At 47.5% G+C, this 21,930-nt stretch carries 15 protein-coding genes, 10 tRNA genes, 3 rRNA genes and 1 other RNA gene; all 29 read left to right on the top strand.

The window, feature by feature from the left end:
• The first annotated feature begins 66 nt into the window (after positions 1 to 66).
• The 29 genes from M1D71_RS00605 (at position 67) to lgt (ending at position 21,930) form a co-directional block, all read left to right on the top strand.
• On the top strand, positions 67 to 453 hold the full coding sequence (locus tag M1D71_RS00605; protein WP_458124858.1) for a response regulator: 387 nt from the start codon (positions 67 to 69) through the stop codon (positions 451 to 453).
• A gap of 259 nt (positions 454 to 712) precedes the next feature.
• Positions 713 to 1,567 carry a class II fructose-1,6-bisphosphate aldolase gene (gene fba, locus M1D71_RS00610; RefSeq protein WP_145326613.1) on the top strand — a complete coding sequence of 285 codons (855 nt, stop codon included), beginning with the start codon at positions 713 to 715 and terminating at the stop codon, positions 1,565 to 1,567.
• A 147-nt stretch (positions 1,568 to 1,714) separates the two neighbouring features.
• Positions 1,715 to 2,968, top strand: a complete 1,254-nt coding sequence (locus M1D71_RS00615) for a UDP-N-acetylglucosamine 1-carboxyvinyltransferase (protein ID WP_458124859.1) — start codon at positions 1,715 to 1,717, stop codon at positions 2,966 to 2,968.
• Between the two features lie 469 nt (positions 2,969 to 3,437).
• A complete protein-coding gene (gene rho, locus M1D71_RS00620) occupies positions 3,438 to 4,763 on the top strand; it encodes a transcription termination factor Rho (protein WP_036607258.1) in 1,326 nt (441 codons plus the stop codon).
• Between the two features lie 97 nt (positions 4,764 to 4,860).
• Positions 4,861 to 6,135, top strand: a complete 1,275-nt coding sequence (locus tag M1D71_RS00625; protein ID WP_145326614.1) for a radical SAM protein — start codon at positions 4,861 to 4,863, stop codon at positions 6,133 to 6,135.
• A gap of 102 nt (positions 6,136 to 6,237) precedes the next feature.
• Positions 6,238 to 6,435 carry a 50S ribosomal protein L31 gene (gene rpmE / locus M1D71_RS00630; RefSeq protein WP_036607255.1) on the top strand — a complete coding sequence of 66 codons (198 nt, stop codon included), beginning with the start codon at positions 6,238 to 6,240 and terminating at the stop codon, positions 6,433 to 6,435.
• Positions 6,436 to 6,584: 149 nt separating this feature from the next.
• Positions 6,585 to 6,852, top strand: an RNA gene (gene ffs, locus M1D71_RS00635) — signal recognition particle sRNA large type.
• A gap of 174 nt (positions 6,853 to 7,026) precedes the next feature.
• Positions 7,027 to 8,772 carry a DNA polymerase III subunit gamma/tau gene (dnaX, locus tag M1D71_RS00640; protein WP_458124860.1) on the top strand — a complete coding sequence of 582 codons (1,746 nt, stop codon included), beginning with the start codon at positions 7,027 to 7,029 and terminating at the stop codon, positions 8,770 to 8,772.
• Positions 8,773 to 8,813: 41 nt separating this feature from the next.
• Positions 8,814 to 9,125 carry a YbaB/EbfC family nucleoid-associated protein gene (locus tag M1D71_RS00645; RefSeq protein ID WP_036607248.1) on the top strand — a complete coding sequence of 104 codons (312 nt, stop codon included), beginning with the start codon at positions 8,814 to 8,816 and terminating at the stop codon, positions 9,123 to 9,125.
• A 34-nt stretch (positions 9,126 to 9,159) separates the two neighbouring features.
• On the top strand, positions 9,160 to 9,759 hold the full coding sequence (gene recR, locus M1D71_RS00650; RefSeq protein ID WP_062838113.1) for a recombination mediator RecR: 600 nt from the start codon (positions 9,160 to 9,162) through the stop codon (positions 9,757 to 9,759).
• 229 nt (positions 9,760 to 9,988) lie between these two features.
• Positions 9,989 to 10,216: a DUF2508 family protein gene (locus M1D71_RS00655; RefSeq protein WP_458127124.1), complete on the top strand. Its 228-nt coding sequence runs from the start codon at positions 9,989 to 9,991 to the stop codon at positions 10,214 to 10,216.
• 34 nt (positions 10,217 to 10,250) lie between these two features.
• Positions 10,251 to 10,520 (top strand): pro-sigmaK processing inhibitor BofA family protein, encoded by a 270-nt coding sequence (locus M1D71_RS00660; RefSeq protein ID WP_458124861.1) that lies wholly within the window; start codon positions 10,251 to 10,253, stop codon positions 10,518 to 10,520.
• A 348-nt stretch (positions 10,521 to 10,868) separates the two neighbouring features.
• Positions 10,869 to 12,421 (top strand): 16S ribosomal RNA (locus M1D71_RS00665).
• Positions 12,422 to 12,576: 155 nt separating this feature from the next.
• Positions 12,577 to 12,693, top strand: a 5S ribosomal RNA gene (gene rrf / locus M1D71_RS00670).
• 36 nt (positions 12,694 to 12,729) lie between these two features.
• Positions 12,730 to 12,806 (top strand) — tRNA-Ile (locus M1D71_RS00675).
• 22 nt (positions 12,807 to 12,828) lie between these two features.
• Positions 12,829 to 12,904, top strand: a tRNA-Ala gene (locus M1D71_RS00680).
• Between the two features lie 208 nt (positions 12,905 to 13,112).
• Positions 13,113 to 16,040, top strand: a 23S ribosomal RNA gene (locus tag M1D71_RS00685).
• The 16S, 23S and 5S rRNA genes sit together here with 10 tRNA genes alongside, the layout of an rRNA operon.
• An 81-nt stretch (positions 16,041 to 16,121) precedes the next feature.
• Positions 16,122 to 16,213: transfer RNA gene (locus tag M1D71_RS00690), tRNA-Ser, on the top strand.
• 43 nt (positions 16,214 to 16,256) lie between these two features.
• Positions 16,257 to 16,333: transfer RNA gene (locus M1D71_RS00695), tRNA-Met, on the top strand.
• Between the two features lie 9 nt (positions 16,334 to 16,342).
• A tRNA-Val gene (locus tag M1D71_RS00700) sits at positions 16,343 to 16,418 on the top strand.
• A gap of 5 nt (positions 16,419 to 16,423) precedes the next feature.
• Positions 16,424 to 16,499 (top strand) — tRNA-Thr (locus M1D71_RS00705).
• Positions 16,500 to 16,508: 9 nt separating this feature from the next.
• Positions 16,509 to 16,586: transfer RNA gene (locus tag M1D71_RS00710), tRNA-Asp, on the top strand.
• A 21-nt stretch (positions 16,587 to 16,607) separates the two neighbouring features.
• A tRNA-Phe gene (locus M1D71_RS00715) sits at positions 16,608 to 16,680 on the top strand.
• Between the two features lie 12 nt (positions 16,681 to 16,692).
• Positions 16,693 to 16,778, top strand: a tRNA-Tyr gene (locus M1D71_RS00720).
• Positions 16,779 to 16,785: 7 nt separating this feature from the next.
• Positions 16,786 to 16,858, top strand: a tRNA-Lys gene (locus tag M1D71_RS00725).
• Between the two features lie 143 nt (positions 16,859 to 17,001).
• The gene (locus tag M1D71_RS00730; RefSeq protein ID WP_458124862.1) at positions 17,002 to 18,198 is read left to right on the top strand and encodes a PucR family transcriptional regulator; all 1,197 of its coding nucleotides are present in this window, start codon (positions 17,002 to 17,004) and stop codon (positions 18,196 to 18,198) included.
• 103 nt (positions 18,199 to 18,301) lie between these two features.
• The gene (locus M1D71_RS00735) at positions 18,302 to 19,426 is read left to right on the top strand and encodes an ABC transporter ATP-binding protein (protein ID WP_062837775.1); all 1,125 of its coding nucleotides are present in this window, start codon (positions 18,302 to 18,304) and stop codon (positions 19,424 to 19,426) included.
• Positions 19,427 to 19,845: 419 nt separating this feature from the next.
• Positions 19,846 to 20,784 (top strand): HPr(Ser) kinase/phosphatase, encoded by a 939-nt coding sequence (gene hprK / locus M1D71_RS00740; RefSeq protein WP_458124863.1) that lies wholly within the window; start codon positions 19,846 to 19,848, stop codon positions 20,782 to 20,784.
• Positions 20,785 to 20,904: 120 nt separating this feature from the next.
• Complete coding sequence (gene lgt, locus M1D71_RS00745) at positions 20,905 to 21,930, top strand: prolipoprotein diacylglyceryl transferase (RefSeq protein WP_458124864.1); 1,026 nt, start codon at positions 20,905 to 20,907, stop codon at positions 21,928 to 21,930.

Genomic DNA, 21,930 nt, shown 5'->3' on the forward strand with positions numbered 1-21,930 from the left:
CGACTATGGGATAGTTATCCAGATTCGAAGGTGTACAATGCTTTCCTAATTCTAGGAGGTTAAAGAGTGGAAGATAAAAAAGTTTTGATTGTTGATGACCAGAATGGTATTCGAATCCTGTTAATGGAAGTGTTCGGCAGTGAAGGATATAACACGTTTCAAGCACCCAACGGCAAGATCGCCCTGGAAATTGTGAACAATGATAAGCCTGATCTGGTACTACTCGATATGAAGATTCCTGGGATGGACGGCCTGGAAATCCTGAAGCATATTAAAGAAATTGATCCAGATATCAAGGTCATTATGATGACCGCTTATGGCGAGCTGGACATGATTAAGGAAGCCACGGATCTCGGGGCACTCATGCATTTTACAAAACCATTTGATATTGATGAGATGCGAGTGGCTGTGAATATGCAGCTTCGCAATGGTGCTGCCAACAAATGCAGCTGAATCCTGTAGATACAGGATTTTTTTGCGTGTGAGAACATAGAAGGTGCGTGGTGGAAAAATGGGGTATTTCACTCCATCATCCGGGGAATATTGGAAATGGGGAAGTCATAAAGCGGTGTCTATGAAAACTGTGCTGCAAAGCACAGCATTTTTGCAAATGCTTGTTTAGTATTTGACATGGGATGTGGTATAATAAGCCCGTATGTGATTTCGGCTAAAAACCATAGACACAACCCAAACCCCTAGGAGGATTGAAACCATGCCATTAGTATCTATGACAGACATGTTGAACAAAGCACTTGAAGGAAAATATGCAGTTGGTCAATACAACATCAATAACCTTGAGTGGACTCAAGCGATTCTTGGTGCTGCTGAAGAAGAGAAATCCCCAGTAATCCTGGGTGTATCCGAAGGCGCAGCACGTCACATTGGTGGCTTCTACACTGTAGTTAAAATGGTAGAAGGACTCATTCACGACATGAAAATCACTGTTCCAGTTGCAATTCACCTGGACCACGGTTCAAGCTTCGACAAGTGTAAAGAAGCGATCGATGCTGGATTCACATCCGTTATGATCGACGGTTCCCACCACTCTATCGATGAGAACATCGAAATGACTAAAAAAGTTGTTGAATATGCACACGCTAAAGGCGTTTCTGTAGAAGCTGAAGTAGGTACTGTAGGCGGACAAGAAGACGACGTTATCGGCGGTATCATGTATGCTGACCTGAACGAGTGTATCCGTATCGTTAAAGAAACAGGTATCGACACATTGGCACCAGCTCTTGGTTCCGTACACGGTCCTTACCATGGCGAGCCTAACCTGGGCTTCAAAGAAATGGAAGAAGTTCGTGACGCGGTACAAGTCCCACTCGTATTGCACGGTGGTACAGGTATTCCTAAACACGACATCGACAAAGCTATTTCCCTGGGTACATCCAAAATCAACGTAAACACAGAGAACCAAATTGCTTTCGCAAAAGTGGTTCGTGAAGTGCTTGCAGCTAAACCAGATGCTTACGATCCACGTACATTCATCGTACCAGGCCGTGATGCAATCAAAGAAACAGTTAAAGGTAAAATCCGCGAATTTGGTTCCAACAACAAAGCGTAATTTATCTTTACCAGTTCCATACTGTGAAATGGAAGAACACCGCCTAGCCGGTGTCTTTCCATTTTCACACCTTATTTCTACATCGGAAGCCAACAGCACGTATTGCCGTTCATCGGCTGCAAAACACGTAGGGGGACATTAAGCTTTATGGAAAAATTGATGATTAGTGGCGGACGTCCGTTACAGGGAACTGTAACTATAAGCGGCGCCAAGAACAGCGCCATTGCGCTTATTCCTGCAGCATTGCTTGCCGAGTCAGAAGTCGTGTTGGACAACCTTCCACTTTTGAGTGATGTGGCGGTTTATGCAGAAATTTTGGAGGAACTCGGAGCACATGTGACTTGGGAAGGCAGTCAGATGAAGATTGATCCTTCTGACATCAAATCCATTCCTATGCCGAATGGTCCCGTGAAGAAGCTTCGTGCTTCGTATTATATGATGGGTGCATTATTAGGGCGTTTCAAAGAAGCGACCATAGGTTTACCAGGGGGCTGTAATTTCGAGCCTCGTCCAATTGATCAACATATCAAAGGGTTTGAAGCGCTTGGCGCAACCGTAACAAACGAACACGGCTCCATTCATTTGCATGCCAAAGAGCTGCGTGGAGCAAAGATCTATCTTGATGTAAGCAGTGTCGGTGCAACCATTAATATCATGCTGGCGGCTACTCGTGCCAAAGGCTCTACAATTATCGAAAACGCGGCTAAAGAGCCTGAGATTATAGATGTAGCAACGCTTCTGAATTCCATGGGTGCCAGCATCAAGGGTGCAGGTACCGAAACAATCCGTATTGAAGGGGTTTCGGAGCTTAAAGGCTGTCGTCATTCCATCATTCCGGATCGTATTCAAGCAGGTACGTATATGATCGCTGCAGCGGCAACGCACGGTGATGTTCTGATCGACAATGTGATTCCCAAACATCTGGAGGCTTTAACGGCAAAGTTGCTGGAGATGGGTGTTGGCATTGAGGAATTGGACGAAAGTATACGTGTCATTGGTAAACCAAACTATAACCACGTGGACGTGAAGGCACTTGTATATCCTGGTTTTCCAACCGATTTACAGTCACCAATGACCAGTGTTTTAACACAGGCAACCGGTGTGAGTGTCCTGAGCGACTTTGTATACAGTAATCGGTTCAAGCACGTGCCAGAACTGGTGCGGATGGGCGCTAAGATTCGGGTAGAAGGCCGGTCAGCGATTATTGAAGGCAGTGCATTGAACGCGGCCAAAGTAAAAGCATCCGATCTTCGTGCTGGAGCAGCGCTGGTGATTGCAGGTCTCACCGTCAGTGAAGGTGTGACTGAAGTAACGGGGGTCGAATATATCGACCGTGGTTACGATCACCTGGTGACCAATCTTCGTCTGCTTGGAGCAGATGTATGGCGGGAAACCGATTAATTCGTAAGCATCATGTATGATTATGTCATGCACATGTTTATTTTAGCTGGATTGCATATCCTTTCAGCAATTGGGTAAACCTGTTTTAATAGAGTTCTCAGTCTCTCCGGCATAAGACGAAATGTTTCTGTTTCCTTTACCGGAGGGTCTTTTTTTGAATCAAACTTCATATGGCTGTAAGAACATCATTTCTCTTTCCCCAACCCCCGGTTTTGTTTGAACCTGCGCTCCATAGCCGGTCTACCTGGATCGATCGCCTCATTGCATCGAGTTCACTCATTAGCGGATTATGCCGAATATGGCCATCCCACCCGGAAACTTACACTCAAAGACAAGTATTTGCATTATAACGGTTACATTCCGTACAATGGACAGAAGAGATTGTGGCAGACGCTACGCTCTATAGCCGGAACATCTAGCGAAACTATCCATTTCACACGGACTTATTAATTGAATAGGTGGTTATTATATGGATCTACAAATTTCCGATTTGGAAGAAATGAAACTAACGGACCTCTACAAGCTGGCCAAAAAATATCAGATTCCTTACTATGGTACGTTAAAAAAGAAAGAATTAATCTTTGCTATATTACGCGCACAAGCTGAACAAAGCGGTCTGATGTTCATGCAAGGCGTACTCGAAATTTTACCTGAAGGTTACGGATTTCTTCGGCCGATCAACTACTTGCCAAGCACGGAAGACATCTACATCTCAGCTTCTCAGATTCGCAAGTTTGACCTAAGAACAGGTGACCTCGTATCAGGTAAGTGTAGAACGCCTAAGGAAAACGAGAGATACTTCGGTTTGTTGCAAGTCAACGCTGTAAATGGTGAGAATCCATCGGCGGCTGCAGAGCGACTTCACTTCCCGGCACTAACCCCACTGTATCCGCAGAAAAAACTGGTTCTCGAAACATCCCCCAACCATTTGTCCACACGCATTATGGATGTGCTCGCCCCGGTAGGATTGGGACAGCGCGGATTGATCGTAGCACCTCCCAAAGCGGGTAAAACGCTTCTCCTCAAAGAAATTGCCAACAGCATCTCAACTAACAATCCAGAAATTGAACTGTTTGTCCTGTTGATTGATGAACGTCCAGAGGAAGTAACGGATATGTCACGTTCGGTTAAAGGGGAAGTTGTGGCTTCGACATTTGATGAACTGCCTGAGAACCATATCAAGGTGGCGGAATTGGTGCTTGAACGTGCGCTTCGTCTGGTTGAGGCTAAAAAGGATGTCGTTATCCTGCTGGATAGCATTACACGTCTTGCCCGTGCATATAACCTGGTTATTCCACCATCTGGTCGTACGCTTAGTGGTGGTATTGACCCAGCTGCATTCCATCGTCCGAAACGGTTCTTCGGTTCTGCACGGAATGTGGAAGAAGGCGGAAGCTTGACCATCCTGGCAACGGCATTAATTGATACCGGTTCACGTATGGATGACGTCATTTACGAAGAGTTTAAGGGTACGGGTAATATGGAGTTGCATCTGGACCGTCGTCTGGCTGAACGTCGTATATTCCCGGCAATCGACATTCGTCGTTCTGGTACGCGTCGTGAAGAAGTGTTGCTCAGCAAGGAAGAGCTCGATACCATCTGGGCAATTCGCAAGAACATGAATGATTCCCATGACTTTGTCGAAGGTTTCCTGAAGAAACTTCGCAACAGCAAGACAAATGCAGAATTTTTGGCGGCATTTGATTCAGCTGGTAATAGTCCAACAAGCAATTCGGGGACAACAACAACCCGCCGCTCACCAAGACAGACAGCTACGTCAGGTACATCGACATAAGCGTCGTTCGACCAATAACATGCGTTTAGCAGCGTTGCTGTGAATTTTACAATACACTCGTCGTTAGGTTTAACCCATTAGATGTGAGGAGAACATCATGTATTTAGTATACGCAGATGAAAAAGGTAATGTATTTGATCACCCATCCCTGTACGGGCTTGCCCGCAGCGGAGATATGATCGTTGAAATTATGGAGGATGAACTGATCCCTTTGCCGGAGGGTGCAACTTTGGTTGGACTCCCAAGTACTCGGCCCATTGGTATGGACCCGGATACAGGTGAGATGTTGCCGATGCCAACGGACACACAGGCTGTAGGTGCGTTGCTTCCACAGGGATTCACTCGTTTGTGTCTCCCTGGTTATGTGAAGACGGATAAAGAGTATAAATTGCCGTTGTTCGGCTATTCCGCAGTAGTTTGGAAAGATGGCGGTTTCTATGTCACGGCTGCGAAGTCGGATAGTCCTGACCAATGGAATCCACTCAACTGTGATCGGGATGATGTGCGTTCCGGAGTTAAACGGTTGACGGAGCAATATCCCGAGAATCGTCTTTATACCCATCTGTCCAATTGTGCGCTCGGATATGAATGTCTAACTTCATCGAACACGTTCCTGAATCGTTGGGAAGGCGGAGTGCCGGTATCCTATTCCTGTAATGCGGGCTGTTTCGGATGTATCTCCGAGCAACCAGATGATAGTGGATTTGTTTCCCCGCAGACACGTATGAACTTCCGCCCGCGTGTGGATGAGATTGTGCAAGTCATGATGGAGCACCTGAAGACACCTGAATCCATCATTAGCTTTGGACAAGGTTGTGAAGGGGAGCCTTCCACGCAGGCCAAGCTGATTATTGAAGCCATTCGGGAAGTGCGTTCCGTCACGGATATGGGGTATATCAACATTAATACCAATGCCGGTCTGAATGATCACATTAGAGGAATTGTAGACGCTGGGTTGGATCTGATGCGCGTAAGTACAATTAGTGCACTGGATGACCATTATAACGCCTACTATAAGCCGCGTGGCTATACCTTGGCCAATGTCGAGAAGTCGATGAAATACGCAGCTCAGCAGGGGGTATACACCTCCATTAACTATTTAATCTTTCCAGGCGTAACAGATCGTGAGGAAGAGATTGAGGCAATGATTGAATTTGCACGAAGAACTGATCTGCGTTTGATTCAGATGCGTAATCTCAATATTGATCCGGAGAGCTATCTGGAGTTAATTCCTCCAGCTCAAGGTGATATCTTGGGCATGAAGCAGATGATAGAGATCTTTGAAGACGAGTTGCCTGATGTTGTAATCGGATCGTATACTCACGTTCCACCAGCTGGAATGGCACGTCCAAAAAGGTTGATTACCTCTTAACAATAATGGATTGCAACAGGCAGTAGACCGTGTTATAATCTCAGAGTTGTGCCATTTACTCTGGGTCCGCTTGAGGCTCAGGGCGGAAAGAGGTGAAAGGTAATGAAAGAAGCAATTCATCCTAATTACACGATTGGTCAAGTATCTTGCGCTTGCGGGAATACTTTTGAGACAGGTTCGGTTAAAGACGGACTTCGTGTAGAGATTTGCTCCGCGTGCCACCCGTTCTTCACAGGTAAACAGAAGTTTATCGATGCTGGCGGCCGTGTTGATCGTTTCAAGAAGAAATACGGAATCTAATAGGACAATTCTTGGAGTTGTCTGCTAATTGCATCCAACCCACCCCTGCCGATCCGGCAGGGGTTTTTTTATATGCATTATGTGTGTCTAATTGTTTCCACGTTCCTTCTGGTTGCAATTTGGATAACCTTACGTTATACTATTTCTTACCGTGCTAGATGGGGAGGTAGCGGTGCCCTGTAACTCGCAATCCGCTATAGCGAGGTTGAATTCCTGCTAGAGGTTTTGTCGATGTGAGGTTTGGTCCCTGAACGTGGTGTTGACGGTTGGGTCCTCCGCAATGAGTACTCATGAACCTGGTCAGGTCCGGAAGGAAGCAGCCATAAGTGAGATCACTCTTGTGCCGGAGGGTCGCCTAGCCCGAGCTATTGTTCAGGGGTGCCACTTGGATCGCAAATATCGATAGCAGGTGCACGGCTTACCATTTAAATGTAGAGACCTTTGCAGTTGTATGTATGCAGGGGTCTTTTTGATATGTCTTAAAAAACCATGCATGAATGAGTCAGATAAAGTTTGGATTCACCCTGGAATATAGTATAATAGGGGAACGACAAAGGACTCGAATGCGAAGTGGAAGGAAGGTAACGCATCATGGAGCATATCGCGTTATACCGGGCTTGGCGTCCCCAGTCGTTTCAAGATATGGTGGGACAACAGCATATTATTCAGACCTTGCAGAACGCGATTCGTGAACAGCGGACTTCCCATGCCTACTTATTTAGCGGGCCCAGAGGAACGGGAAAGACGAGTGCCGCCAAGATTTTGGCCAAAGCTGTGAACTGCGAACGTGGTCCTGCACCTGAACCTTGTAACGAGTGTGAAGCTTGCCGCAGGATTACGACTGGCGCTGTGATGGATGTGCAGGAGATTGATGCTGCATCCAATCGGGGCGTTGAGGAAATCCGTGATCTTCGGGAAAAGGTTAAATATGCGCCAACCGAAGTCCGGCAGAAAGTCTATATTATTGATGAAGTGCACATGCTGACGACGGAGGCATTCAATGCTTTGCTCAAAACATTGGAAGAGCCACCGCCACATGTGATGTTTATTTTGGCAACAACGGAACCACATCGCCTTCCGGCTACCATTATATCGCGCTGTCAGCGATTTGATTTTCGCCGGGTTTCCCTGGAGGAGCAGACAGCAAGGCTTACACTGATCTGTGAACAAGAAGGCATGGAAGCTGACCAAGACGCCCTCCAATACATTGCCAGGTTATCGGACGGTGGAATGAGGGATGCGCTTAGTGTGCTGGATCAGATCTCTTCATTTACGGATGGACGAGTAACGTACCAGCAGGTTATGGACATGACGGGTGGCATTGCTTCAGAGCAATTTGCCAAACTGGCTGCTTCACTGCTCAAAGGTGATGTTGGTCATATTTTGCAGATGATTGAAGGCTTTATGCATGAAGGAAAGAGTGCAGACAAGTGCATGGAGAATTTACTGTATTATTTCCGTGATTTGCTTATGATTAAGATGGTACCTAATGCAGACAAGCTGACGGACCGGGTACTTAATCCGGAAGCTTTCCGTGATATGGCGGAGTCATTCACCAAGGAACAACTGTTCCACATGATCGACACCCTTAATCGGTACCAGAGTGAAATGAAATATGCGGTACAGCCACAGACATTATTTGAAGTCGCATTGCTTAAACTGTGTAGTATCCCAGCACAAGGAGAGGCTTCTGTTCAGGTGGGAGCTTCATCTCATGCGGCGCCTGCTGATGGGGGAGAGATCAACCGCTTGAAGCAGCAGCTTGCTGAGCTGGAGAAGAAATTGGATCGTGCACTTAAGAGTGGGTTGTCTGGTGGAGAGGGTACATCAAGTGCTCCATCGCGTCCGGCAACAAGAGCCCCTGTATCGAGAGGGAACTCGCCTGCGAAGCTACCTGCCCAGTTGGATCAATATGTTGCACGCAAAGGAGCCCCTGAGTTCGCGGAGATCAGCAAAAAGTGGAGTCAGATCCTGCAACGAGTGAAGGAAGAAAGAGTTACCGTTCACGCCTGGTTTGTGGATGGTGAGCCGGTTTCATTGCTTGAAGACAACGTTCTGGTTGCCTTTAAAAACAATATTCACCGTGAAACGACGGAGAAGCCGGCTAACCGCGAAGTCATTGAGCGGGTGTTGTCCGAACAACTTGGGCGTCCGGCGCGATTGGTGACGATGATGCTCAAAGATTGGACCGGAGCAATGGAAGGAGCTTCTGAAGCGCCAAAGGAGGACTTTAAGCTTGAACCTGAGCATGAAGACGGCGGTTCAGGCAACAAACAGCCTTGGATTGATGAAGCTATCCAGCTCTTTGGTGAGGATCTTGTAGTGATCAAAGAATAATGCGCATAGCGCGATAACTATAACAAAGGAGATGAATAATTATGAACAACATGAACCAAATGATGAAACAAGTGAAGAAGATGCAGGAGCAAATGCTGAAAGCACAAGAGGAACTGGCGGACAAAACAGTCCAAGGTACCTCCGGCGGCGGGGTTGTAACTGCTGAAGTTAACGGACACAAGAAATTGCTTGCTATCACGATCAAACCTGAAGCGGTAGATCCGGAAGATGTTGAAATGTTGCAGGATCTCGTTATGACAGCAGTTAATGATGCAATGGCCAAAGCTGATGAGATTGCCAACAAAGATATGGGCAAGTTCACAGGCGGCATGAATATTCCGGGACTATTTTAATTTAAATTGATCCTGTCAAAGGAGACATAATCGATTGTATTATCCCGAACCAATAGCCAAGCTGATTGATGCCTTTACCCGTTTGCCAGGTGTGGGCCCCAAGACAGCGGCGCGTTTAGCTTTTCATGTGCTTAACATGAAGGAAGATGACGTTATCGATTTTGCCAAAGCACTCGTGAGTGTGAAGCGTAACCTTCATTACTGTTCGGTGTGTTGTAATATTACCGATACGGACCCGTGTCGCATCTGTCAGGATAAGTCCAGGGATGTCTCTGTAATCTGTGTAGTCCAGGATTCGAAAGATCTGGTGGCCATGGAGCGCACCAAAGAATTCGATGGATACTATCATGTGTTACAGGGCGCGATTTCACCTATGGAGGGAATTGGTCCGGACGATATTCGTTTGAAGGAACTTCTGATTCGATTAAGTGATGAACGTATAAAAGAGATCATTCTGGCGACGAACCCCAATATTGAGGGCGAGGCTACAGCGATGTACATCTCCCGCTTGGTGCGTCCGTTTGAGATCAGTGTGACTCGAATTGCCCATGGATTGCCTGTAGGAGGCGATCTGGAGTATGCCGATGAGGTGACTCTTTCGAAAGCCTTGGAAGGGCGCAGGGAGATGCGTTAGTGTATTTGTTTTAAACACAGTGTACTTCCGAGAAACTTCGTGTTCTAAATATGATTCTTTTTGCCAAGAGAGCCTTAGGGCTCTCTTTTTTTGTGAGGAAAATGAAATGTTCAAGTTCTAAGTTTGTCCTTTCCCTGATAAGTATGAGAATATGCTGCACTGATCAGGAGGGGGAGAGTTTATGTTTATGTGGCGAAATACACGGAACTCGATGGAGAAGCACAACAGAATGTTGAAGGAACTTGAGGCGGATCAAATCTATGAAGATATTCAGTTGGCAAAGCAGGAATGGGAGCGGGCAATGAGACAGTTCGAAGATGCGCAGGGGCAGGATGAGATTGATTATGCCATTTATGTGTTGGAGGCGGCCGAACGGAAGTACCAGATTCATTTGAAGAGAGCGAAGCGAGCCAGAGCAAATGATGATGTTACATCACAGCGAGGGGTTAGTATGTAGAGTTAGATTTACATTAAACACGGAGGTGTACCATATGAAGAGTATTATATTGGGGAGTGTATTGGTTTTATCGTTACTGGGACTTATCGTTGTATTGTTCAGAAAGCGAATAGGGTTATCATTTTTCACGTCTTTCGGAATTCATCTGGTGCTGGCTGCAGTAGGGATATACATCGTGAATTATTCCGGCTGGATTACAGGTGTCTACATCCCGCTGAACCCTGCAACGATAGGGACTGTAACTGTTTTGGGATTGCCAGGTGTGGGCCTGTTATTGGGGCTGAAAATTTCTTTGTTCGGATAGTTGACTCCTAGGATATTTATATGGTACATTATATCTCGTTGCTTTGCTTGCTTGGTTACATGCTTTTGATGAAATGAAGAAGTTCATTACGAACTTCGAAAAAGAATTTCAAAAAAACACTTGACCAAAACAAACGAAGTGTGATATATTATAAAAGTCGCCGCTGAGAGAAAATGGTGACAAAAAAACAAGTTTGATCTTTGAAAACTGAACAACGAGTGAGTAAACATTCTGCTTGCAGGATGAACGCGAAAGTTTGAAACCAGCCTTGGCTTGGATCAACTGGAGCACAAATGAGATTTTTAATCTCGTCAGATTCAAAATGAGCTTATCGCTCTTTTCAATACTTTATTGGAGAGTTTGATCCTGGCTCAGGACGAACGCTGGCGGCATGCCTAATACATGCAAGTCGAGCGGACTTGAAGAGAAGCTTGCTTCTCTGATGGTTAGCGGCGGACGGGTGAGTAACACGTAGGCAACCTGCCCTCAAGTTTGGGACAACTACCGGAAACGGTAGCTAATACCGAATAATTGTTTTCTTCGCCTGAAGAGAACTGGAAAGACGGAGCAATCTGTCACTTGGGGATGGGCCTGCGGCGCATTAGCTAGTTGGTGAGGTAACGGCTCACCAAGGCGACGATGCGTAGCCGACCTGAGAGGGTGATCGGCCACACTGGGACTGAGACACGGCCCAGACTCCTACGGGAGGCAGCAGTAGGGAATCTTCCGCAATGGGCGAAAGCCTGACGGAGCAATGCCGCGTGAGTGATGAAGGTTTTCGGATCGTAAAGCTCTGTTGCCAGGGAAGAACGCTTGGGAGAGTAACTGCTCTCAAGGTGACGGTACCTGAGAAGAAAGCCCCGGCTAACTACGTGCCAGCAGCCGCGGTAATACGTAGGGGGCAAGCGTTGTCCGGAATTATTGGGCGTAAAGCGCGCGCAGGCGGTCATTTAAGTCTGGTGTTTAATCCCGGGGCTCAACCCCGGATCGCACTGGAAACTGGGTGACTTGAGTGCAGAAGAGGAGAGTGGAATTCCACGTGTAGCGGTGAAATGCGTAGATATGTGGAGGAACACCAGTGGCGAAGGCGACTCTCTGGGCTGTAACTGACGCTGAGGCGCGAAAGCGTGGGGAGCAAACAGGATTAGATACCCTGGTAGTCCACGCCGTAAACGATGAGTGCTAGGTGTTAGGGGTTTCGATACCCTTGGTGCCGAAGTTAACACATTAAGCACTCCGCCTGGGGAGTACGGTCGCAAGACTGAAACTCAAAGGAATTGACGGGGACCCGCACAAGCAGTGGAGTATGTGGTTTAATTCGAAGCAACGCGAAGAACCTTACCAGGTCTTGACATCCCTCTGACCGGTACAGAGATGTACCTTTCCTTCGGGACAGAGGAGACAGGTGGTGCATGGTTGTCGTCAGCTCGTGTCGTGAGATGTTGGGTTAAGTCCCGCAACGAGCGCAACCCTTATATTTAGTTGCCAGCACTTCGGGTGGGCACTCTAGATAGACTGCCGGTGACAAACCGGAGGAAGGTGGGGATGACGTCAAATCATCATGCCCCTTATGACCTGGGCTACACACGTACTACAATGGCCGGTACAACGGGCTGCGAAATCGCGAGATGGAGCCAATCCCAACAAAGCCGGTCTCAGTTCGGATTGCAGGCTGCAACTCGCCTGCATGAAGTCGGAATTGCTAGTAATCGCGGATCAGCATGCCGCGGTGAATACGTTCCCGGGTCTTGTACACACCGCCCGTCACACCATGAGAGTTTATAACACCCGAAGTCGGTGGGGTAACCGCAAGGAGCCAGCCGCCGAAGGTGGGATAGATGATTGGGGTGAAGTCGTAACAAGGTAGCCGTATCGGAAGGTGCGGCTGGATCACCTCCTTTCTATGGAGAATCGTTTCCCGAGTGGAAACATTCAAATAAGCAGGTTCTTAGAACCTGCGACCGCAATTCATTTCGGTCCTTCACCTTGGTGTGGATGAAATGAAGAGCAAAACACTCACTCGTTGCTCAGTTTTGAGAGCTCAAACTCTCAAACGTTTGGTGGCGATAGCGAAGGGGTTCCACACGTTCCCATCCCGAACACGACCGTTAAGCCCTTCAGCGTCAATGGTACTTGGACCGCAGGGTCCTGGGAGAGTAGAATGCCGCCAAGCGTAACCCATTTTGGGTTCAAATAGTATATATAATGTGGGCCCTTAGCTCAGTTGGTTAGAGCGCACCTCTGATAAGGGTGAGGCCGGTGGTTCGAGTCCACCAGGGCCCACCATCTACACTTTTTAATTTCATATGGGGCCATAGCTCAGCTGGGAGAGCGCCTGCCTTGCAAGCAGGAGGTCAGCGGTTCGATCCCGCTTGGCTCCACCAAAATTGTTTTACAAGTTTGTTCTTTGAAAACTAGATATCGAAACGAAAGTAATGCGAATTAGAACATTCCTTTTTAGCTGAACTTGTGTTAAAACAAGTTTCAATAAAAACGGTAGTTAATTGCTTTTGCGATGGTATTGAATGGGAGTGACTTTTGGCTTTGCGCAAGCAAAACAAGGGAAGCGAGCAGTCAAAACCGGAGCAATATGGTTAAGCTACTAAGAGCACACGGAGGATGCCTAGGCGCTAGGAGCCGATGAAGGACGTGGCGAACAACGAAACTGCCTCGGGGAGCTGTAAGCAAGCTTTGATCCGGGGGTGTCCGAATGGGGAAACCCAGCTGGGGTAATTTCCAGTTACTCACAACTGAATACATAGGTTGTGCAGAGGCATACCAGGGGAACTGAAACATCTAAGTACCCTGAGGAAGAGAAAACAATAGTGATTCCGTCAGTAGCGGCGAGCGAACGCGGAGAAGCCCAAACCAGAGAGCTTGCTCTTTGGGGTTGTGGGACGTCTCACATGGAGTTACAAAGGAACCGGTTAAGCGAAGAGGTCTGGAAAGGCCCGCCAAAGAAGGTAAAAGCCCTGTAGTTGAAAGTCTGTTCCCTCCGAGACGGATCCCGAGTAGTGCGGGGCACGTGAAACCCCGTATGAATCCGGCAGGACCATCTGCCAAGGCTAAATACTTCCTAGCGACCGATAGTGAAGCAGTACCGTGAGGGAAAGGTGAAAAGCACCCCGGAAGGGGAGTGAAATAGAACCTGAAACCGTGTGCTTACAAAAAGTCAGAGCCCGTTTTAGGGGTGATGGCGTGCCTTTTGTAGAATGAACCGGCGAGTTACGTTCCCGTGCAAGGTTAAGGTGAAGAGCCGGAGCCGCAGCGAAAGCGAGTCTGAATAGGGCGACATAGTACGTGGACGTAGACCCGAAACCGGGTGATCTACCCCTGTCCAGGGTGAAGGTGCGGTAACACGCACTGGAGGCCCGAACCCACGCATGTTGAAAAATGCGGGGATGAGGTGGGGGTAGCGGAGAAATTCCAATCGAACTCGGAGATAGCTGGTTCTCCCCGAAATAGCTTTAGGGCTAGCCTCGGAAAACAGAGTCGTGGAGGTAGAGCACTGATTGGGTGCGGGGCCCGCAAGGGTTACCAAGCTCAGTCAAACTCCGAATGCCATAGACTTACTTCCGGGAGTCAGACAGTGAGTGCTAAGATCCATTGTCAAAAGGGAAACAGCCCAGACCATCAGCTAAGGTCCCCAAGTGTGTGTTAAGTGGGAAAGGATGTGGAGTTGCACAGACAACCAGGATGTTGGCTTAGAAGCAGCCATCATTTAAAGAGTGCGTAATAGCTCACTGGTCGAGTGACTCTGCGCCGAAAATGTAACGGGGCTAAACACACCACCGAAGCTATGGCTTGATGCTTTGCATCAGGGGTAGGGGAGCGTTGTATAAGGGTTGAAGGTGTACCGTAAGGAGCGCTGGACATTATACAAGTGAGAATGCCGGTATGAGTAACGAAAAGATCAGTGAGAATCTGATCCGCCGAAAGCCTAAGGGTTCCTGAGGAAGGCTCGTCCGCTCAGGGTAAGTCGGGACCTAAGGCAAGGCCGAAAGGCGTAGTCGAAGGACAACAGGTCGAAATTCCTGTACCACCGTAAGCCGTTATGAGCAATGGGGGGACGCAGTAGGGTAGTGACGCGGACTGATGGATGTCCGTCTAAGCAGTAAGGCTGATGTGTAGGCAAATCCGCACATCGTAAGGCTGAGCTGTGATGGGGAGTGAAAATTACAGTAGCGAAGGTCATGATCTCACACTGCCAAGAAAAGCCTCTAGCCAGGTGATGGTGCCCGTACCGCAAACCGACACAGGTAGGCGAGAAGAGTATTCTAAGGCGCGCGGAAGAACTCTCGTTAAGGAACTCGGCAAAATGACCCCGTAACTTCGGGAGAAGGGGTGCCCCGGTAGTGTGAATAGCACGAGGGGGCCGCAGTGAAAAGGCCCAAGCGACTGTTTAGCAAAAACACAGGTCTGTGCGAAGCCGTAAGGCGAAGTATACGGGCTGACGCCTGCCCGGTGCTGGAAGGTTAAGGGGAGTGGTTAGGGAGCAATCCCGAAGCTGTGAACCGAAGCCCCAGTAAACGGCGGCCGTAACTATAACGGTCCTAAGGTAGCGAAATTCCTTGTCAGGTAAATTCTGACCCGCACGAATGGCGTAACGACTTGGGCGCTGTCTCAACGAGAGATCCGGTGAAATTTTAATACCTGTGAAGATGCAGGTTACCCGCGACAAGACGGAAAGACCCCATGGAGCTTTACTGCAGCTTGATATTGAATTTGGGTACGATCTGTACAGGATAGGTGGGAGCCTTTGAAACGTGAGCGCCAGCTTGCGTGGAGGCAACGTTGGGATACCACCCTGATCGTATCTAGGTTCTAACCTGGTACCGTAATCCGGTGCGGGGACAGTGTCAGGTGGGCAGTTTGACTGGGGCGGTCGCCTCCTAAAGAGTAACGGAGGCGCCCAAAGGTTCCCTCAGAATGGTTGGAAATCATTCGAAGAGTGCAAAGGCATAAGGGAGCTTGACTGCGAGACCTACAAGTCGAGCAGGGACGAAAGTCGGGCTTAGTGATCCGGTGGTACCGCATGGAAGGGCCATCGCTCAACGGATAAAAGCTACCCTGGGGATAACAGGCTTATCTCCCCCAAGAGTCCACATCGACGGGGAGGTTTGGCACCTCGATGTCGGCTCATCGCATCCTGGGGCTGAAGTAGGTCCCAAGGGTTGGGCTGTTCGCCCATTAAAGCGGTACGCGAGCTGGGTTCAGAACGTCGTGAGACAGTTCGGTCCCTATCTGTCGTGGGCGTAGGAAATTTGAGAGGAGCTGTCCTTAGTACGAGAGGACCGGGATGGACGTACCGCTGGTGTACCAGTTGTTCCGCCAGGAGCACCGCTGGGTAGCTATGTACGGAAGGGATAAACGCTGAAAGCATCTAAGCGTGAAGCCCCCCTCAAGATGAGATTTCCCAGTATGTAAGACCCCTTGAAGACGACGAGGTAGATAGGCTGGGGGTGGAAGTGCAGCAATGCATGGAGCTGACCAGTACTAATCGGTCGAGGGCTTATCCAATAGCAAGTTTTAAATCGCATGTTTCGTTTCGAATCTAGTTTTCAGGGAGCAATCCTTGAATGATGTTGAAGATTGTTATTTGGAGAGATACCCAAGTGGCTATAAGGGGACCCTCTGCTAAGGGGTTAGACTGCGTAAGCGGTGCGAGGGTTCGAATCCCTCTCTCTCCGCCATCTTTACCTTAAGATGGACAAGCAATCAAGACACAATTAATATGGCGGTGTAGCTCAGCTGGCTAGAGCGTACGGTTCATACCCGTAAGGTCGGGGGTTCGATCCCCTCCGCCGCTACCATATTACCCAGGAGGCTTAGCTCAGCTGGGAGAGCATCTGCCTTACAAGCAGAGGGTCGGGGGTTCGATCCCCTCAGCCTCCACCATATACGCCGGTGTAGCTCAACTGGTAGAGCAACTGACTTGTAATCAGTAGGTTGGGGGTTCAAGTCCTCTCGCCGGCACCATTAATGCCTGGAACCGTGGTGTAGTTGGCCTAACATGCCTGCCTGTCACGCAGGAGATCGCGGGTTCGAATCCCGTCGGTTCCGCCATTAATCCTAAAAATTAAATATGGCTCGGTAGCTCAGTCGGTAGAGCAGAGGACTGAAAATCCTCGTGTCGGCGGTTCGATTCCGTCCCGAGCCACCTTTAATCCTTGGAGGATTAGCGAAGTGGCCAAACGCATCAGACTGTAAATCTGCTCCCGTACGGGTTCGGTGGTTCGAATCCATCATCCTCCACCAGTTTTATGAGTCATTAGCTCAGTTGGTAGAGCACCTGACTTTTAATCAGGGTGTCGAAGGTTCGAGCCCTTCATGACTCATCTTTTAGAAAAGAGTGATTAATCATTAATTTGATTAGTCACTCTTTTTTGTTATGTAATTTTAGCTGAATATGGATATTTATTAATGCTGTGCAAGATATGATAAAATAGTAGAAAATAAGCAGAGTGGTGGCGTTCATTATATGAAGCTCATACCTGATCTAAAACAACAAATTGAAGTCATTATAGGTACAACTTTGGATGAATACGAAATCACAATACAAGAATGGATGCAATCTGTGGAGAATTTGGTTGCTCTTCATGGAAATTCGGAGAACTTTGTTGATGAAGGTGAGAGTCAGGAGCTGCCTGATCAATCTAGATCTCAAGGTTCATTATCCAATGTGATCAGTCTGAATACGGGAGAGCGTATATTTTTTAAGGTTCGGATGAATGAAAAAGAAGAGACCGTCGTGTGTTGGGGATGCGCTGCAAGGTCTATCACTGTGGAAACACGGCAATTAATTGAGCTTTTGATCCGTACTAACACGGGACTAACCGCTGAGGCACAGCCTGTTGTATATGAGAATGATAGAGAGCAGTATCTAACTGAATTGGGTCTCTGGCTTAAAGAGCAGATCGAACAACCAACCAAGCAGGATTCTGAAGCTGTTCCTGATCGGTTTGTAGTGGCGGCAGGATTGAATACGGAGAAGATTCTGTTCTTGCTGCAAGGGGATACACCGGATGCACATCGTTTACGTTCCAAGGAACTCAACAAGTTGCTCGAGAGTTACTTTGGCGAGGAAATTGTATTGATTCCATTAGGTGAGCAAGAGTGGATTTTTATGGGTGATAAAGAGATTGTTACAGAAGAAGCCGAGGAAGATACAACGGAAGCCAAAAAGGATTCATTGAACGCTTTTTGTCTGGGGCTGCATGAATTGGTCGCAAGTGAGTGGGCAGGCGTGTTCCATCTCTCTGCATCCCTACCATGCATTCCGGCACAACAACTAGTATCGGTCACAGCTCTTCTTAAAGAGAGTGTTCAATTGGGCAGGGCGTTCCATGTTACGCAGCATATCCATCTTCCATGGGATCTGCACCTGGAGCGGTTGGTAGCGAGCATTCCAGATGAACAACGCATACGTTTTATACAGGAAACAGGCAAAGACACGTTAATCTTCAATGACAGTGAGACGCTTGCTACGCTTGAAACCTTTTTTAGCCTGGACTGTAATGTTAGCGAGACAGCTAAACGTCTTTTCATTCATCGTAACACGTTGGTATACCGTCTGGACAAGATCAAACAGGAGATTGGCTATGATGTGAGGCACTTCGAAAGTGCTGTTCTGGTGCAGTTTTTGCTGCTTATGTACAAAGTGACGAAAAAGCATTGATATTTTTGTGCAGTTTGCGAATAGTCAAACTTCACGTAGATAGGGTATTATAAAAATACAAATTGTATTCGATTACAAAATGATCTCTGAGGAGGCAACAATCATGGCTGGAGTACGTTTAGAGCATATTTTCAAAAAATACCCGGGTTCTGATAAAGCAACTGTAGTTGACATTAACCTGGACATTAAAGATAAAGAATTTCTGGTATTGGTAGGTCCGTCCGGTTGTGGTAAATCAACAACACTGCGTATGATCGCAGGCCTTGAGGAAATTTCTGAAGGTAAACTCTATATCGGTGACCGTGTCGTTAATGATGTTGCACCTAAAGACCGCGATATCGCGATGGTATTCCAATCCTATGCCTTGTATCCGCATATGAGCGTATATCAAAACATGGCGTTTGGTTTGAAATTGCGTAAGGTTAAAAAAGATGAGATCGACAAACGTGTACGTGAAGCAGCTAAAATCCTGGATATCGAGCATTTGCTTGAGCGTAAACCTAAGGCCTTGTCCGGTGGTCAACGTCAACGTGTCGCTTTGGGACGTGCGATTGTCCGTGATCCACAAGTGTTCTTGATGGATGAGCCTCTCTCCAACTTGGATGCTAAACTGCGTGGTCAAATGCGTGCAGAGATCACTAAACTTGCGAAACGTTTGGAAACGACTGTTATCTACGTAACGCATGACCAGATCGAAGCTATGACGATGGGTGATCGGATCGTTGTTATGAAGGATGGTATCATCCAACAAGCAGCTTCTCCGGAAGAGTTGTATAACCTGCCGGCTAACCTGTTCGTAGCTGGTTTCATCGGTTCCCCGACAATGAACTTTATCTCGGGTAAACTGGCTGAGCAAGGTGCTAATCTTCACTTCGTAGCTCCAGGCGTGGATGTAGAAATCCCGCAAGGTAAAGCACAAGTGTTGAAATCTAGAGGATACATTGGCAAAGAAGTGATTCTGGGTGTTCGTCCAGAAGACATTCACGAAGAGCCAGTATTCCTAGAAGCATCCCCGAACTCTGTATTCTCTACTCACGTAGATGTAACAGAGAACTTGGGTCACGAAATGCTCCTCTACCTGAGCGGTGTTGGTAATGATACAACGATCGCACGTGTAGACGGACGTTCTAACACTCGTGATGGTTCCACAGTTAAAATGGCCATCGACATGAACAAAGTTCATATCTTTGACAAAGAGACTGAAGTGAACGTACTTCTTCAAGACTAATAATACTGAGATTCCTCGGTGACGATGGAACCTGACAGTTAACGCAATTATACATTCTATTGAGAGCCCCTTCCGTTATTGCTGGAAGGGGCTTTTTTAAGATTATTGAATCTATACGTTTTCAGCGGGGCTGAAGGATTCGAAGATCTTAAGAAATCTACTAAACCACGAATGTAGCATCCTCGATACGGCTTCGATCAGAAGACTTTTCTTACCAATGGTTGTGGCAGGCCGCGATTGCATTCAGCCCGGAATTCATTTAAGATTATTTGAAGGTCTGTCTTCTTATTATTAAGAGAATCGACTGTTGGAAGGGTATGCAATCTGTACCCAATGTTGTGAATGCGCCAATAATGGAAAGAACTGATACACGATCTGAATTACATAGAGAGACAGCGAATGCTGAAAGGAAGAGACAAATGGCGAAAAAAGTGAAAGTATCCGAATTGGTACAGCAGTTTCAGTTGGAGGTTGTTTCTGGATCTCAAGGACTGAAAAGAGTCATTACGGTAGATGATCTGAACCGTCCTGGTCTGGAAATGGCCGGTTATTTTGAATACCATCCACAAGAACGCGTACAGTTGCTTGGAAGAACGGAGCTTGCTTTTTTCGCAATGTTGCCAGAGCAAGAACGACGTGATCGTATGCAACGTCTTTGTACGGAAGAGACGCCTTGTATCGTTGTAACGCGCGGACTTGAAGTTCCACAAGAACTGATTGATATCAGTGAAGAGCGGGACCTGGCTGTATTGCGCAGTAATATGGCCACAACGATTCTGTCCAGCCGGATTACCGGATTTTTGGAGGGCAAATTAGCACCTACTGCAACGATTCATGGTGTACTGTGTGATGTATACGGGGTTGGTATGTTGATCACAGGTAGTAGCGGTATTGGTAAGAGCGAAACAGCGCTTGAACTGGTTAAACGCGGACACCGGCTGATTGCCGATGATGCCGTAGAAATCCGCCAAACATCAGACTTTCAGCTGCATGGTACTGCACCTGAATTGATCCGCCATTTACTCGAAATTCGAGGCGTTGGCATCATCAATGTTATGACTTTGTTCGGAGCCGGTGCGGTTCGTAATAATAAACGGATTACCTTGGTTGTACGTCTGGAAGCATGGCAGCAGGATAAACAATATGATCGTCTGGGTCTGGATGAGGAGACTACACGGATCATTGATACCGATGTGCCTCTCGTTACGATTCCTGTTCGTCCGGGACGGAACTTGGCCGTTATTATCGAAGTGGCCGGCATGAACTATCGTCTGAAACAGATGGGTCTTAATGCTGCACTGCAATTCACGAACAAGCTGACAGCAACCATCTCGGAAGATATGGAAGACATGGATTAAGAAGCATATATAAATTGAACTTATGATAAATGGTTGACATGTACTGCTTCTCTGAAGGCGCAGGGCATGCCAACCTTTCGTCATGCGTGCGATTGATCGAATTTATAGGAGTGTGAATGAATGGATACATTATTACTGTTGGACCCGATCGCGTTCTCTATCGGAGCGTTAAAGGTTCACTGGTACGGGCTTATTCTTGGTGCCGCGGCACTTGTAGGACTATTGCTCGTGATCCGGGAAGGTAAAAGATACAATATCCCGCAGGAAGTGTTCATGGACATGGTTCTGTTGGGTGTGCCATCTGCCATCATTGGTGCCCGCATCTACTACGTAGCATTTAAATGGGAAGATTATAAGGATAATTTCTGGGATGTCTTTAAAATATGGAATGGCGGTATTGCCATCTACGGTGCACTTATCGGTGCTATCATCTGTGCAGTTATTTTCTTCCGTCGTAAAGGGTATAACTTCTGGCGTATGGCCGATATCTGTGCGCCTGGACTGATTGTTGGACAGTTAATTGGTCGCTGGGGGAATTTTGTGAACCAGGAAGCCTACGGCGGTCCTGTGGAAGAATCATTTTTGAGAGACAAGCTTCATCTGCCAGACTTTATTGTGAATCAAATGAACATAGACGGCGTGTTCCACCATCCTGCGTTTTTGTATGAATCGATGTGGAGTCTCGTTGGCTTGGTTTTGCTGCTGGTTCTGCGTCGTCAGAAGTTTCTGCGTTCAGGTGAACTGTTCATGTCTTATTTCATCTGGTACTCCATTGGCCGCTTCTTCATTGAAGCTTTGCGTACGGACAGTCTGGGCTTCCAGGCTCCGCAGTGGGTTGCTTCATTAGTGGACGGGTTGTGGTCTCCAATGACTGCAATGGGCTTCGAACAAGGGTATCTTGATCCTGCATACGGTAATGTGAGAATCTCACAACTGCTCGCTATTGGCATCATAATTGTTGCTGTTGTATTCATTGTGGTGAGAAGAGTGACAGGTAAAGCGGATGTTCGTTACAGTGATCCGATTGTATCGACTAAAGTTCCTGCAGATGATATGGAGCATACGGGAACGGTTGCTGGCAAAGAGAGTAAGGTAACGCCTCCAGCCAAAGACGATCCGAAGCAAGTTGATGATAAAAAGGAGTAA

This window comes from Paenibacillus sp. Z3-2 (assembly GCF_054161325.1).

What these genes read in the sequence shown, in the direction of transcription:
- M1D71_RS00615 (WP_458124859.1), top strand. Translation starts at nt 1,715, where the DNA reads ATGGAAAAATTGATGATTAGTGGCGGACGTCCGTTACAGGGAACTGTA.
- M1D71_RS00735 (WP_062837775.1), top strand. Translation starts at nt 18,302, where the DNA reads ATGGCTGGAGTACGTTTAGAGCATATTTTCAAAAAATACCCGGGTTCT.
- M1D71_RS00645 (WP_036607248.1), top strand. Translation starts at nt 8,814, where the DNA reads ATGAACAACATGAACCAAATGATGAAACAAGTGAAGAAGATGCAGGAG.
- rpmE (WP_036607255.1), top strand. Translation starts at nt 6,238, where the DNA reads ATGAAAGAAGCAATTCATCCTAATTACACGATTGGTCAAGTATCTTGC.
- M1D71_RS00625 (WP_145326614.1), top strand. Translation starts at nt 4,861, where the DNA reads ATGTATTTAGTATACGCAGATGAAAAAGGTAATGTATTTGATCACCCA.
- M1D71_RS00730 (WP_458124862.1), top strand. Translation starts at nt 17,002, where the DNA reads ATGAAGCTCATACCTGATCTAAAACAACAAATTGAAGTCATTATAGGT.
- M1D71_RS00660 (WP_458124861.1), top strand. Translation starts at nt 10,251, where the DNA reads ATGAAGAGTATTATATTGGGGAGTGTATTGGTTTTATCGTTACTGGGA.
- lgt (WP_458124864.1), top strand. Translation starts at nt 20,905, where the DNA reads ATGGATACATTATTACTGTTGGACCCGATCGCGTTCTCTATCGGAGCG.
- M1D71_RS00655 (WP_458127124.1), top strand. Translation starts at nt 9,989, where the DNA reads ATGTTGAAGGAACTTGAGGCGGATCAAATCTATGAAGATATTCAGTTG.
- hprK (WP_458124863.1), top strand. Translation starts at nt 19,846, where the DNA reads ATGGCGAAAAAAGTGAAAGTATCCGAATTGGTACAGCAGTTTCAGTTG.
- dnaX (WP_458124860.1), top strand. Translation starts at nt 7,027, where the DNA reads ATGGAGCATATCGCGTTATACCGGGCTTGGCGTCCCCAGTCGTTTCAA.
- fba (WP_145326613.1), top strand. Translation starts at nt 713, where the DNA reads ATGCCATTAGTATCTATGACAGACATGTTGAACAAAGCACTTGAAGGA.
- rho (WP_036607258.1), top strand. Translation starts at nt 3,438, where the DNA reads ATGGATCTACAAATTTCCGATTTGGAAGAAATGAAACTAACGGACCTC.